This window comes from Cutibacterium sp. KB22876, assembly GCF_059728865.1.
In genome coordinates this window covers 817,758-830,224 of the sequence record NZ_AP040858.1, presented here as the reverse complement: position 1 = coordinate 830,224, position 12,467 = coordinate 817,758, and the positions used below count along the sequence as shown (strand labels likewise).

At 64.3% G+C, this 12,467-nt stretch carries 13 protein-coding genes; 11 read left to right on the top strand and 2 right to left on the bottom strand.

Annotated features, from left to right (window positions below; all coding sequences use genetic code 11):
* Nucleotides 1-3: 3 nt before the first annotated feature.
* From AC6I1W_RS03710 to pknB, 10 genes are all read left to right on the top strand, one after another.
* The gene (locus AC6I1W_RS03710) at nucleotides 4-942 is read left to right on the top strand and encodes a nucleotidyltransferase family protein (protein WP_497743520.1); all 939 of its coding nucleotides are present in this window, start codon (nucleotides 4-6) and stop codon (nucleotides 940-942) included.
* The gene (locus tag AC6I1W_RS03705; protein ID WP_004810316.1) at nucleotides 939-1,208 is read left to right on the top strand and encodes a PqqD family protein; all 270 of its coding nucleotides are present in this window, start codon (nucleotides 939-941) and stop codon (nucleotides 1,206-1,208) included. Before AC6I1W_RS03710 ends, AC6I1W_RS03705 begins: the two co-directional genes overlap by 4 nt.
* A gap of 5 nt (nucleotides 1,209-1,213) precedes the next feature.
* Entirely contained in the window at nucleotides 1,214-1,792 is a 579-nt protein-coding gene (locus AC6I1W_RS03700) for an arsenate reductase/protein-tyrosine-phosphatase family protein (RefSeq protein WP_015583402.1), read from the top strand.
* 5 nt (nucleotides 1,793-1,797) lie between these two features.
* On the top strand, nucleotides 1,798-2,859 hold the full coding sequence (locus tag AC6I1W_RS03695) for a glycosyltransferase (RefSeq protein WP_015583403.1): 1,062 nt from the start codon (nucleotides 1,798-1,800) through the stop codon (nucleotides 2,857-2,859).
* Nucleotides 2,860-3,029: 170 nt separating this feature from the next.
* Nucleotides 3,030-3,719 carry an FHA domain-containing protein gene (locus tag AC6I1W_RS03690; protein ID WP_015583404.1) on the top strand — a complete coding sequence of 230 codons (690 nt, stop codon included), beginning with the start codon at nucleotides 3,030-3,032 and terminating at the stop codon, nucleotides 3,717-3,719.
* A 2-nt stretch (nucleotides 3,720-3,721) separates the two neighbouring features.
* The gene (locus tag AC6I1W_RS03685) at nucleotides 3,722-4,210 is read left to right on the top strand and encodes an FHA domain-containing protein FhaB/FipA (protein ID WP_036980066.1); all 489 of its coding nucleotides are present in this window, start codon (nucleotides 3,722-3,724) and stop codon (nucleotides 4,208-4,210) included.
* A 3-nt stretch (nucleotides 4,211-4,213) separates the two neighbouring features.
* Nucleotides 4,214-5,668: a PP2C family protein-serine/threonine phosphatase gene (locus AC6I1W_RS03680; protein ID WP_004810311.1), complete on the top strand. Its 1,455-nt coding sequence runs from the start codon at nucleotides 4,214-4,216 to the stop codon at nucleotides 5,666-5,668.
* Nucleotides 5,668-7,074, top strand: coding sequence for an FtsW/RodA/SpoVE family cell cycle protein (locus AC6I1W_RS03675; protein ID WP_497743519.1), 1,407 nt, complete (start codon nucleotides 5,668-5,670; stop codon nucleotides 7,072-7,074). The genes AC6I1W_RS03680 and AC6I1W_RS03675 overlap by 1 nt, the downstream gene beginning before the upstream one ends.
* Nucleotides 7,071-8,498 (top strand): peptidoglycan D,D-transpeptidase FtsI family protein, encoded by a 1,428-nt coding sequence (locus AC6I1W_RS03670; protein WP_117188161.1) that lies wholly within the window; start codon nucleotides 7,071-7,073, stop codon nucleotides 8,496-8,498. The genes AC6I1W_RS03675 and AC6I1W_RS03670 overlap by 4 nt, the downstream gene beginning before the upstream one ends.
* Nucleotides 8,499-8,555: 57 nt before the next feature.
* Nucleotides 8,556-10,454, top strand: coding sequence for a Stk1 family PASTA domain-containing Ser/Thr kinase (gene pknB / locus AC6I1W_RS03665; RefSeq protein WP_117188163.1), 1,899 nt, complete (start codon nucleotides 8,556-8,558; stop codon nucleotides 10,452-10,454).
* A gap of 1 nt (nucleotide 10,455) precedes the next feature.
* Here the strand turns inward: pknB and AC6I1W_RS03660 are convergent, their stop codons facing one another.
* Both AC6I1W_RS03660 and AC6I1W_RS03655 read right to left on the bottom strand, forming a co-directional pair.
* Nucleotides 10,456-11,085, bottom strand: a complete 630-nt coding sequence (locus AC6I1W_RS03660; RefSeq protein ID WP_065673022.1) for an anthranilate synthase component II — start codon at nucleotides 11,083-11,085, stop codon at nucleotides 10,456-10,458.
* 66 nt (nucleotides 11,086-11,151) lie between these two features.
* Nucleotides 11,152-12,030, bottom strand: a complete 879-nt coding sequence (locus tag AC6I1W_RS03655; RefSeq protein ID WP_065673021.1) for a DUF881 domain-containing protein — start codon at nucleotides 12,028-12,030, stop codon at nucleotides 11,152-11,154.
* 123 nt (nucleotides 12,031-12,153) lie between these two features.
* Here AC6I1W_RS03655 and AC6I1W_RS03650 point away from each other — a divergent pair, with 123 nt between their 5' ends.
* Nucleotides 12,154-12,435 (top strand): cell division protein CrgA, encoded by a 282-nt coding sequence (locus AC6I1W_RS03650; RefSeq protein WP_016666773.1) that lies wholly within the window; start codon nucleotides 12,154-12,156, stop codon nucleotides 12,433-12,435.
* Nucleotides 12,436-12,467 lie beyond the last annotated feature (32 nt).

The following is a 12,467-nucleotide window of genomic DNA, read 5'->3' as shown; positions in this document are numbered from 1 at the left end:
CCGATGAATGACATGATCGAGGGGACACCGATCGGCACTGCGAGCCGTATCGAGTTAACCCACGGCGTCCTACAACGGCTGGCCGACCGATGCGGCGCCGACGTGCTACACATCAAAGGCCCCACTGTCTCCCCAGAACTTCTGGAGCACTGCATCGTCAATGACGAGGACACCGTCATCCCACGCGGCTCCACGGACGCAGACGTCCTCGTGCGTCCTGAGCACCTCGCCCAGTTCGAGACCACACTCGCACATCACGGCTGGCACAAAGTGGTTGACTTCCATGACGGCTCGGCCTTCGGTCATGCGGCCAATTATTGGCACGAACTCCTTGGCTACGCCGACATCCACCGTCAATTCCCTGGCATCAACATCGCGCCCTCACCGGCATTCCAAGCCCTGTGGACCCGTCGTCAAGGAATCGACATCGCCCACACCCCCATCCACACTCCCAGCGTCACCGACCAGCGTCTCATCCTCCTGCTGCATGCCGCCCGCAGTGGCAACCCGAACCATCCCGACAAGGTGCGGTGCTGGGACGACGCCAGCGATCAGGAGCGCCAGACGGTGCGCAGCCTGGCCCGCGATCTCGACGCCCAGGTCGCCCTGGCCGCCGCCATCGGCGAACTGGAGCAGTACCGCGAACACCGCACCTATGACCTGTGGCGACAGTTCTCGACCGGCGACCCCAGTCGTCTGCACGAGTGGCGCGCTCGAGTCCGCGCCGCTCCCACCCGCAAGGAAGCCGTCAAGGTAGTTCTGAATTCCCTCGCTCTCAATCGACCGCACCTCCGCATGGACCTCGGCCATGACCTCACCCGCGCCGACATCGTTCGCGGCTACTGGGACCGCACCGTCAGGGCCTCCCAGGAGGTCCTCCAGGTGGCCCGGAAACAGCTCAGGAAGCAGCTGGACCCCCGACACCGGAGGGGACACCGATGACGTGGCGGATCAGCCCCAACGTGGCCTGGACGTACGACGAGGATGGCGTGGCTGTGGCTACCGTCCCGGATACCCAGGTGTATCGCCTCGACAGCAGCGGCGGAATCATCTGGGACGCCGTCGCCGAGCGCCCGGGAGCGACGACCGACGAGATCGTCGCGGACGTTGCCGCCCTGATTCACGTGCCTGCCGACCATATCTGTGAGGACGTCATCAGCTACCTCCACCACCTGGAATCACTCGGTATCGTGATCGCGAGAGGTTGACGATCATGACCGAACACGCACAGTCGACGGCCCCGCTGCGAATCCATTTCGTCTGCACGGCCAATATCTGCCGCTCGGCGTATTGCCATGCCCGGGCAGCTCACCTGTTCAATCCCTCGCGCTTCGAGGTCTCCAGCTCAGGCATCCAGGCCGAGGAAGGCCTGCCGATGTGGGAGCAGATGCGCCGCGAGCTAGAACGCCATCAAGCCGAGGCGGCCGCGACCTCCTCCCACCAGATCGAGATCGACGACGCGGTGGAAGCCGACCTCATATTGACGATGACGGCCGGACAACGGGACGCCATCGTCGAATGGTGGCCGCAAGTGATGAAACGGACCTTCACCCTGCCGCAATTCGTCGCAATCGCCAGTGAGCTCACCTGGGACGACCCCACTATGGACCCTCGACAGGTCATTGGCAAGGCATTTCAGAACCGTTTCGCGGCTGGCTCGACGGACGACATCGAGGACCCCTACCGTCGCAGCAGCGAGATCGTACGGGCCTGCGCCGACGAATTGGACGGACTTCTCGAGGATCTAGAACACATGCTGACCCCCGTGAGGCCCCGTCGCGCGGCAGAATGAGCACCATGCACCTCGATCTCGGCCTCGCCCAGACCATCAACCGCGCAACCCACGTCACCCGCGGATTCCGCCGCATCGTCATGGTGACCGCCACCGGGGACAACCGTCCCAATCGCCTCGTCGCCGATCTCACCGACGAGTTCTCCCGCCGTGGAATCGAGGTGTCACAGCTTCCGATCGAAGAATCCAAGGACACCACGGCCCCCTCGTCGGTGCCAGCCCCGGCCCGCAAGGTCCTGAAAAAGTGGTCACTCCACCGTCAGGAGAAGGCTCGCCAGGACCTCGGCGAGAGCCTCGACCACCAGTCCGCGATCATCGTGACCGATCCCAGCCGTCTCGACGAGATCGCTGATCTCCCGGTCGCTGGTCAGGCCGACCGTCCGGTCGTCGTCCTGCTCGTCACCGACCCCGACAAGGCTCCTGATGAGCTCCCCCAGCTCGTCGACCTCGTCGTCACCCCGAACCCCGACACCAATCCCTGGAAGCACCTCGGTGTTCCGGTGCACTCCATCGGTGTGCCGGCCGCAGGTGCCAGCCCGACCCCTGGTGACCGTCCGAAGCGAGTCGCCCTGCTCGGCCCATGCACCGATGAGGAGCTCTCGGAAGCCCTCGCCACCTTCGACCGAGCCTGCCAGGTCGTCCCCGGCTGGTCCCTGGAGGTATGCCTCGACGACGAGACCCGCATCCACTCCGCAGTGGCAGCCCGCCGTGACGTCGGAATCCACCCGGCCGGATCTGAGAACACCATCATGAACCAGAGTGAGTTGGCCCTGGTCCTGACCCGCGAGGAGGACCTAGCCTCCCGGATCCTCGACGCCGCTGGTGCCGGACTGCCCGCCATCGCCTACGCCGACACCCCTGCGGCAGCTGACATCCTCTCTCGCAGCGGATATCCGGCCACGAACATGGAGGAACTGGCCAGCGCTCTCTCCCAGGGCATGGCTGATGCCCCGCTGCGTCGTATCCAGCGCGAGTCTGCGGCCGAGGTCGTCTCCGGCCATGGCAGCTCGAAGATCGGCGACGCATGGCTCGACCTCATGTTCACCGTGGGGCGCAGCCGCCGCTGACCTTCCCACCGGCCCCGGTGGCGCTTCCGAAGCCGCTTTCGAGTGCAACGTCCGCCACGCGGAACACGGCCGTCACAGGGTATCGTCAGACCTTCTGGGTACACTCGCATGGTGGTAGCCCGTGTGAAACGGACGACCAGCCTGACATGTCAGCCGGAAGGAGGAGCCGGGTGGGTTTCCTGGATAAGGTCGAGAAGTCGATCGAAGGCGCCGTCAGTGGCGTCTTCGCGCGCGCCTTCCGTGGTGAGGTTGAGCCGGTGGAGATCGCCGGTCGGCTGCAGCGCGAGCTCGACTCCGAGGCGCAGATCCTGTCCCGCGACAAGTCACTGGTTCCCAATGATTTCGTGGTCCGGCTGTCCAGCCATGATTACGAGCGTCTCGTCCCCTACACCAAGACCCTCAATGCCGAGATCATCCCGACTCTGCGTGATCACGCCAGCGAGCGTCACTACGTGTTCAACGGACCCATCCACATCCGTTACGACCTGGACGGCTCCCTGCCGGTCGGCAAATTCACCGTTCTGACGGGCGAGAACCACGCCAAGGCCACCGCTGGCCGTCGTGCGCCGCTGGTACTGGAGGTCAACGGGGTGCGTCATCCCCTCACTCCCCCGGGCCTGACGATCGGCCGAGGTTCCGATGCTGACATTCGCATCAACGATCCGGGCATTTCTCGTCTCCATGCTCGTGTCAACGTCTGGCCCCAGGGCGACGGAATCGGCCTGTCCATCGAGGATCTCAACTCCACCAATGGGGTGTCGGTCAACGGAGTCAAGGTCTCCAGCGCTGAGATCAGCGACGGGTCACGCATCGAGATCGGCTCCACACGGATGCTGGTCCATTCTCCGACGGGGATGTGATCGTGAGCGAATTCCTCGTCACGCTGTTACGCATTGCCTACTTGGCGGTGTTGTGGATCTTCATCCTGCTCGTCACGAACGTCATTCGTACCGACATCTACGGTCACCGGGTACCTCACAATGCTGAAGCCGCTGCCGTGGGTCCTGGGCGAGGTGGTAAGGGCCGCAAGGCTCGTCGTCGTGAGGTCGCCCCGGTACCGACTGGTCTGCAGGTCATCTCCGGCAGTGGGGCCGGCACATATGTCCCGCTGGCCAACGGCGTCACCGTGGGGCGCGGCAACGACTGCACCCTTCCCATTGACGACGACTACGCCTCCACCCGCCATGCCGAGTTCAGCCCCGGCATCGACGGCGCGTGGTTCGTCGAGGATCTGGCCTCGACGAATGGCACCCATGTCAACGGTGAGCGCATCGAGAACCCGACGCGCCTGTCGGTGGGGGACGAGGTGCGAATTGGCAGGACCGTCATGACCGTCACCGGCGGGCGGTGAGCGATGGCCTTCTCCCTCGACGTTCGATGCCACTCCGAAATTGGCCTGGTGCGACGCAACAACCAGGACTCGGGGTACGTCTCCCCGAGGATGCTCGTCGTCGCCGACGGCATGGGCGGTGCCGCCGCAGGTGACCTCGCCTCCACCGTCGCCGTGCGTCACGTCACCCGAGCTGACGAGAGGTTCTCCGGGGAGGACTCCCCGTGCCGCCCGCAGGGAGAGGAGATGCTCACCGTTCTGGCTGGTGCGGTGGCTGACGCCAATGACGAACTGGCCGACCTCGTGGCGTGGGACTCCTCCCTGGAGGGCATGGGGACGACCTTCTGCGGAGCGATGTTCTCAGGCACCCAGCTCGGCGTGGTCCACATCGGTGACTCCCGCGGCTACCTGCTGCGTCAGGGCCGCATGAAGCGGATGACCCACGACCACTCGTGGGTGCAGTCCCTCATCGATGATGGTCGGATCACCCCCGAGGAGGCCGCCGTTCATCCGCATCGGTCTCTCCTTCTCAAGGTGCTCAATGGCCAGCCCCAGCACGTCCCGGACACCCAGATCGTGGATCTTCGGTTGGGAGACCGCATTCTCTTCTGCTCTGACGGACTGTGCGGTCTCGTCGACGACGAGACGATCGCCGAGCACCTCAGCACCACCAATCTGGACGACGTCGTCGATCTGCTGGCGACGGACGCCCATGCCGGTGGCGGCACCGACAACATCACCATCGTCGTCGCCGAGGTCGTCGGGGCTGATCCCGTCCTGGACGCCTCCGAGCCCCACATCATCGGGGCAGCGACGACCCGCAAGGTTCCCGAGCACGAGGTCACCGCTCCGCTCTCCGTCGAGCAACCGTCCTCCGCGACGAAGGACGCCGGCACGTCGACCGTGCTCTTCGACTCCGAGGCGGAGGAGTCGATGCGCTATGCGCCCGTGGATTCCCGGACCCGCCGTCGTCGCCACTGGCTGTGGCCCGTGGTCGTCCTCGCCGTCGCCGCTGTCGTCGTCGGCGGCATCTTCGGCACTCGCGCCTACCTCAACACCCAGTACTACGTGGGTACCGACGGCAACGCGGTGGCGATTTATCAGGGATCACCGGACAGCCTGGCGTGGATCCAGCTCTCCCACGTCGCTGAGACGACGGACGTCAAGACCACTGATCTTCCGCGCTACTACCGAAATCGAGTCTCGGAGAACATCCGCGTCTCCTCGATGGAGTCCGCCCACTCCACGGTTGCTGAGCTGCGTACCGGAGCCGAGCATTGCAAGGCCGTGCGCGAAATGGCGACGACCCCGCCTGCTGCCCCGACCAGACCCTCGACGACCCCGTCGGCATCACCTCAATCGTCCGCCAGCAGTTCCGGTATTCCTCACCCGTCCGCAGTACCGACCCCCGCGATGCCCTCACCGAGCGCCTCGGGGCATGAGGTGAACCTCCCCGCCGTCAGTTCGGGTGATTGCTGATGAGTGTCGTACCGGAATTCGATGACGGCACCGTCGTCGTCCAGTCCAAGAGACGCTGGACGGAACTCTTCATGCTTCTCATCGCCTGGGCCATTGGCTTCGGCGGCTGGGTACTCACCGAGCTCAACATCAACCATGAGTTGCCCGAGACCTGGATGACGGTCGGCGGTGTGTGGCTGGGGATGGCTGTCATCGCGCACATCTTCGTGAGGATCGTCATTCCTTACGCCGACCCCGTGATTCTTCCCATCGTCTTCACCCTCAATGGGCTCGGGCTCGCGATGATCCACCGCATCGACCTTGTCCCCGACCCGAACAAGAACCGGATGGACACCCAGGCCATGTGGACGGCCCTGGGCATCATCTTGTTCGTGGCGACCCTGCTCATGCTGCGGGATCACCGCAAGCTGCAGAAGTACCCCTACGTGCTGTTCATCGTCGGACTGGGATTCCTCATGCTGCCGCTGGTCCCCGGCCTGGGAATGTCGGTGCTGGGATCGCGAGTGTGGATCCACGTCGGTTCCTACAGCTTCCAGCCCGCCGAGGTGTCCAAGGTGCTGCTGGCCATCGCCTTCGCGGCCTACCTCGTCGACAACCGCGATGTACTTTCCCGTGCCGGCCACAAATTCCTTGGCATCACCCTGCCGCGCGCCCGTGACCTCGGCCCGATCGCGGTGATGTGGGTTGCGACGATGCTCGTCATCGTCTACCAGAACGACCTAGGCACCGGAATGCTCTTCTACGGCATGTTCGTCGTGATGCTGTACATGACGACCGAGCGTGTCGGATGGGCGATTTTGGGAGCGGCCAGCCTCGTCGGCGGTGCTGCGCTGGCTTACGCCTTCTTCGGCCACGTCCGCATCCGCTTCGACTCCTGGCTGCACCCCTTCACTGACTACAGCCAGAATTATCAGATCATCCAGGCCCAGTTCGGATTGGCGTGGGGTGGTCTCGCCGGTCGCGGCTGGGGGCTCGGCCGCCCTGGCATGGTGCCACTGGCATGGAGCGACTTCATCGCCACCTCGATCGGCGAGGAGCTCGGCATCACCGGCCTCATGGCCGTCATCGTGATGTTCTTCATCCTCACTGCTCGCGGCATGCGCACGGCCCTCGGCTGTCGCGACGAGTTCGGCAAGCTCATGGTCGCTGGACTGTCCTTCACCCTTGCTCTCCAGGTCTTCGCCATCATCGGTGGCGTCACCCGGCTACTGCCCCTTACCGGTCTGACGACGCCATTCATGAGCCAAGGCGGGTCGTCCCTGGTGGCCAACTGGATCATCGTCGCGATCATCATGATCGTGTCGCACCGAAACCGAAAACCTGACGACGACTTCGTCGCCACTGTTCCCGCCGACCCCCAGGCCCAGAACGCCACCGCCGTCATCCCGAATGGAGGCACGCGATGAACAAGCAGATTCGCGGAGTCTCCCTGCTCGCTGGGCTGATGTTCCTGGCCCTCATGGCCAATCTCACCGGATCAGCCATCTTCCGGCAGGCCAGCCTCAACAACGATCCTCGCAACGTTCGAGTGCGCGACGCCGAGTTCTCCCAGAACCGTGGTGACATCCTCGTCGGTTCGATGCCCATCGCGACCACCAAGTCAAGCGACGGCAAATTCGCCTACCAGCGCGTCTACCCCTCCGGGCCGGAGTACGCTCCCATCACCGGGTACTACTCCTACTACTACGGGCGTTCCATGCTCGAGCAGACCCAGAATGCCCAGCTGACGGGTACCTCCGACACCCAGTGGCTTTCCCGAATCACGGGGACGTTGTCCGGTCACAAGCCTGAGGGCGGCTCGATCACCACGACGATCAACGCCAAGGCCCAGGACGCCGCATGGGAAGGTCTCAAGGGCAAGAAGGGCGCCGTCGTAGCGCTCGACTACACCACCGGCGCGGTACTTGCCATGGCATCCTCCCCCTCCTACGACCCCAACGATCTGGCCTCCCATCGCCTCGACCACACCAGCCAGGCATGGAAGGAACTCGTTGCGGACAAGTCGTCTCCGCTGTCCAACCGCGCCGCCCGAGAGATCTACGCACCCGGTTCAACCTTCAAGCTGGTGACGGCCGCTGCAGCTCTGCAGAACGGCTACACCCCGAATTCCACAGTGGATGCGCCGGAGAACTGGATCCTGCCCGGCACCCGCACTCCGTTGACGAACGAAACCAACTGCGGGGGCAAGCAGATCACTCTGACCCATGCCCTCGACATCTCATGCAACACCGCCTTCGGCAAGCTCGGGGTGGGCCTAGGCCAGGACAAGATCCGTGATCAGGCCAAGCAATTCGGGTTTGGCAAGGTTGTCGACTCCGACATTTCGTCGGTCGCCTCGAGGTTCCCCGAAGACCTCACCGACGCTCAGCTGGCGCAGAGCTCCATCGGCCAGTTCGACGTCGCGACCTCCCCGCTCCAAATGGCGATGGTGACCGCCGGAATCGCCAACGGTGGCAAGCTCATGACCCCCTATCTCACCACGCAGGTTCGGGCATCGAATCTTCAGGTGGTTTCCGAGCATCATCCCAAGCAGATGTCGCAGCCGATGACGAAGGACTCGGCCGAGCAGCTGAAGTCGATGATGGTCTCGGTGGTCAACAACGGCACTGGTAAGAGGGCACGCATCGACGGGGTCACCGTTGGCGGAAAGACCGGTACTGCGCAGACGATGAAGGGCAAGGCTCCCTACGCGTGGTTCGTTGGGTGGTCGGACAAGCCACACGTCGCAGTGGCGGTCTTCGTCCAATCCTCAGACACCGCCATCGACGAGGTCTCCGGAGGCCGACTCGGGGCTCCCATCGCCAAAGATGTCATCGAGGCGATGAGATGACAGTTAGACAGACAACCAGCACATTCCACCACGTCTCACCACAAAGGAGATCCCTCAATGAGCACTGAGAGTTGGCTCTCCGGGCGTTACGAACTGCAGAACCTCATCGGTCGTGGCGGCATGGCCGATGTCTGGAAGGCCCGCGACCACCGTCTCGGCCGCGACGTCGCGGTCAAGAGGCTGCGCGCCGACCTCGCCAGCGACGACACCTTCCAGGCCAGGTTCCAGCGTGAGGCGCAGTCTGCTGCACGCCTCAACCATCCGAACATCGTCGCCGTGTATGACACTGGTGAGACGCAGGATCCGACAACCGGCCTGCAGGTGCCCTACATCGTCATGGAGCTCATTGACGGTCATACCCTGCGCGACGTGCTGCGCGACGGCCGCAAGATCCTTCCCCGCCGCGCCCTCGAGTTCACCCAGGGTGTGCTCGAGGCGCTGAGCTACTCCCACGCCGCCGGCATCGTCCACCGTGACATCAAGCCGGCCAACGTCATGCTCACCCGTGAGGGGTACGTCAAGGTGATGGACTTCGGCATCGCCCGCGCGGTTGCCGACACCTCTGCCACCATGACCCAGACGGCAGCCGTCATCGGCACCGCCCAGTACCTCTCCCCGGAGCAGGCTCGCGGCGAGACAGTCGACAACCGAGCCGACATCTATGCCACCGGCTGTCTGCTGTACGAGCTGTTGGTCGGACGCCCGCCGTTCATCGGCGACTCCCCCGTCTCAGTGGCCTACCAGCACGTCCGGGAGATCCCGGCCCCGCCGTCCTCGCTGGATTCCGAGATCACTCAACAGATGGACGCCATCACCCTCAAGGCCCTGGCGAAGGACCCGACCGATCGCTACCAGACCGCCAAGCAGATGCGTGACGACATTGATCGCCTGTTGTCTGGACGCGAGCCACTGGCAATACGGACTCACGCCGATCCCGAGGCTGACACGGAGGAGCAGACCCACCTCGTCCCGGCTGCTGCGGCGACTGCCACCGCGACTCGTCCCGCTCCAGCTGCCGCTGCTCAGCGAGATGGTGTCACTCCGGCTCGGACCGAAAGCCCCGAGGAGCCTGAAGAACCCCGGCGCAAGCGTTGGCCGATCGCCCTCGTGACGATCCTGGTCGTCGCGTTGGTCGCCCTGCTCGGATTCGGCCTGTACAAGATGTTTGATGACCCCTCCTCGAACCCCTCGCCGTCTCCGACGACGCCGTCGAGCACCGTGAAGATGGTGGATGTCCCGGCGGTTACTGGTCTGAGTCAGCAGGGAGCTACCTCGACCCTCGAGAACGCCGGCCTCAAGGTGAAGGTCGAGCACGTCCAGAAGGATGAGTCCACTGCCAACCAGGTCGTCTCCCAGGATCCTGCTGCCAATCAGAAGGTTCCTGAGGGCAGCAAGGTGACGATCACCGTCAATGACGGGCCGAAGAAGCTGACGATCCCCCAGAACACCGTCGGGATGTCCAGGTCGGATGCCGTCAAGGCCCTCAAGGACGTCGGATTCTCGGACACCCAGATCAAGGTCACCGACGACGATCCGAAGACCGAGCCGAATACCGCCAAGGCGGGCACGGTTGACTCCGTCAGCCCGGCTGCGGGGACGTCGCTGACCCCCGAACAGCAGGTGACCCTGACGATCGCGACCGGTAAGTCGATCGTTCCCAATCTCAAGGGCATGAGCGTCGAAGAGGCCAACGCCGCTGCCAGCTCGAACGGATTCTCCATCTCCGTGGAGCGTCAGACGACGTCCTCGGCCGCTCCGGGGACGGTGTTCGGCCAGGACCCGGATTACGGCGCCACTGCCAAGCGGTCAACTGCCATCAGGGTGCTCGTCGCCGTGGCACCACCGGAACCGACCCACGAGGCCCCGACGAGCCCTACTCCGAGCGAGGACGACCCCTCGACGTCGATCGCACCGGTCCCGACGTCGACGGCCAGCCCGTCGTCATCTCACGGCTGAATCAGCAGTCCGCCGCGCTCATCAGCGGGCTCATCTGGCTGGCGCGGAAGGGGGCTTCCGGGTCCCCGCATTCGGCCAGCCAGGTGGCGAGCATCTGATGACCGTGCTGGGAGAGTACTGACTCGGGGTGGAACTGCACCCCCTCGACCGGCAGACTGCGGTGACGCAGGCCCATGACGACACCGGTGTCCGTGCGTGCTGTCACCTCCAACTCGGTCGGGACTTCATCGACGGCCAGGGAGTGGTAGCGGGTGACGACGAGCGGGTCAGGAAGACCAGCGAAAACTCCCGCCCCTTCGTGGTGAATCGGCGAGGTCTTGCCGTGCAACTGCTCCTCTGCACGTCCGACATGGCCTCCCCACGCGACAGCCATGGCCTGCATTCCCAGACACACGCCAAAAATCGGTCGGGGGGCACCACGCAGGATGTCCACGCACACTCCGGCGTCTTCGGGGTGTCCGGGGCCAGGCGACAGCAGGATGCCGTCGAAAGGAACCCACCACTGCGGATCCTCGAAAAGAGGATCATCGTTGCGAACCACCGTGGTGTCTGCCCCGATCTGTCCCAAGTAGGACACGAGATTCCACACGAAGGAGTCATAGTTGTCGACGACGAGGATCCTGGCTGTCATGGGGTCATTGTGTCGCAGGCCGGCGTCGAGACGCCATCATGCTCAGGTTGTGTCAGGCGCACCGACTCAGCGGGGAGTGGCGTGGCCCATGGCGACGGTGCCGGTGTAGGCCGGCATCGTGACCGTACCGACCCGCTCCACCGACCATCCGAGCTGGTAGGCACTCACGTACCCCTTGTAGATGCGCACCGCCTCGGAGGTGTCGAGAGCTTGCTCCATGGCGGAGCGGTCCCCAATCGCCTCGATGACGTAGGGCGGGGCGTAGGCGACTCCGTGCAGGACGACGGTGTTGCCGACACATTTCACGGCTGTGGTGGAGGTCACTCGTTGTCCCTGGATGGTCATGGCTTCCGCTCCCCCAGCCCAGAGGGTGTTGACGACCATCTGGATGTCCTGCTGGTGGACGACGAGCATGTTGGCGTCGACCCCGTCGGGATTCTCACTGAGGGGAGCGTCATCGAGGGTGACCCGCAGTGCCTTGCCGCTGACAGCTCCCAGACCCACCGAGGGCGCCAAGGCTGACGCCGAGGGGACGGTCGAGGAGGTGACGCCCGGGGTCTGATCGGCCTTGGAGAGCTCGTCAACCTGGGCTCGCAGGCTGGCTGCCTCTTTCTGCAGGGCGGCATTGTGACTGGCCTGATTACGGACGAGGGTGGCCATGTCAGTGTCGCGTTCGGGACGAAGGTCATGACCACGCGAATTGACCGCGGCCGTCGTCATCATGAATCCGGCCGTCACCATGACGAGCACCGTGGCGAATCTGGCCAGCCGTGGATGACGGGAGTCTGAGCGGATGTCCTGGATGAGGGGGTCACCGACGACGTCCTCATCTACCTCTTCGGGCGTGTCAGCCCCGTCAGGCGCAGGGTCAGTGGCGGGAGAAGGATCGGAATGCTCAGGGGTGGAGTCATCACGACGGACGTCCTCGGCGTCGTCGTCGCTCATCGTCCCCTCCTCGCAGCCCGACCCGTGTCGCCGGAATTGGCGATCGTCCTCTAGGCTAGCCAAGTAACACTTGTCCCAATCACGCTCGGTGGGCGTGTCCTCGAAACCCCAGGAGTAGTCACCGTGCCCGAATCCAAGGTCAGACCGGAAGCCAAGAAGAAGGCCCAGGCCAAGAACCGGGCCAAGGTCGAGGAGCGCCGGGCCGAGAAGAAGGCTGCGCCGGTTGATCGTTCCTGGGTGCCGAAGGTGTTCGTCCCCCTCTTCCTACTCGGTGTGCTGTGGCTGATCGTCTACTACATCGCAGGCAACCAGATCCCCGGCATGAAGGATCTCGGCGACTGGAACGTCCTCATCGGCATGTGCCTCATGGCCGCCGGTTTCGGCGTCGCCACCTTGTGGAAGTGAACTGGCGCAGGCAGAACTGGAGGCTGGGGCTC

Excerpts from the sequence above, each read along its gene's own strand:
- AC6I1W_RS03710 (WP_497743520.1), top strand. The coding sequence starts at position 4 with ATGAATGACATGATCGAGGGGACACCGATCGGCACTGCGAGCCGTATC.
- AC6I1W_RS03705 (WP_004810316.1), top strand. The coding sequence starts at position 939 with ATGACGTGGCGGATCAGCCCCAACGTGGCCTGGACGTACGACGAGGAT.
- AC6I1W_RS03700 (WP_015583402.1), top strand. The coding sequence starts at position 1,214 with ATGACCGAACACGCACAGTCGACGGCCCCGCTGCGAATCCATTTCGTC.
- AC6I1W_RS03695 (WP_015583403.1), top strand. The coding sequence starts at position 1,798 with ATGCACCTCGATCTCGGCCTCGCCCAGACCATCAACCGCGCAACCCAC.
- AC6I1W_RS03680 (WP_004810311.1), top strand. The coding sequence starts at position 4,214 with ATGGCCTTCTCCCTCGACGTTCGATGCCACTCCGAAATTGGCCTGGTG.
- AC6I1W_RS03675 (WP_497743519.1), top strand. The coding sequence starts at position 5,668 with ATGAGTGTCGTACCGGAATTCGATGACGGCACCGTCGTCGTCCAGTCC.
- AC6I1W_RS03670 (WP_117188161.1), top strand. The coding sequence starts at position 7,071 with ATGAACAAGCAGATTCGCGGAGTCTCCCTGCTCGCTGGGCTGATGTTC.
- pknB (WP_117188163.1), top strand. The coding sequence starts at position 8,556 with ATGAGCACTGAGAGTTGGCTCTCCGGGCGTTACGAACTGCAGAACCTC.
- AC6I1W_RS03660 (WP_065673022.1), bottom strand. The coding sequence starts at position 11,085 with ATGACAGCCAGGATCCTCGTCGTCGACAACTATGACTCCTTCGTGTGG.
- AC6I1W_RS03655 (WP_065673021.1), bottom strand. The coding sequence starts at position 12,030 with ATGAGCGACGACGACGCCGAGGACGTCCGTCGTGATGACTCCACCCCT.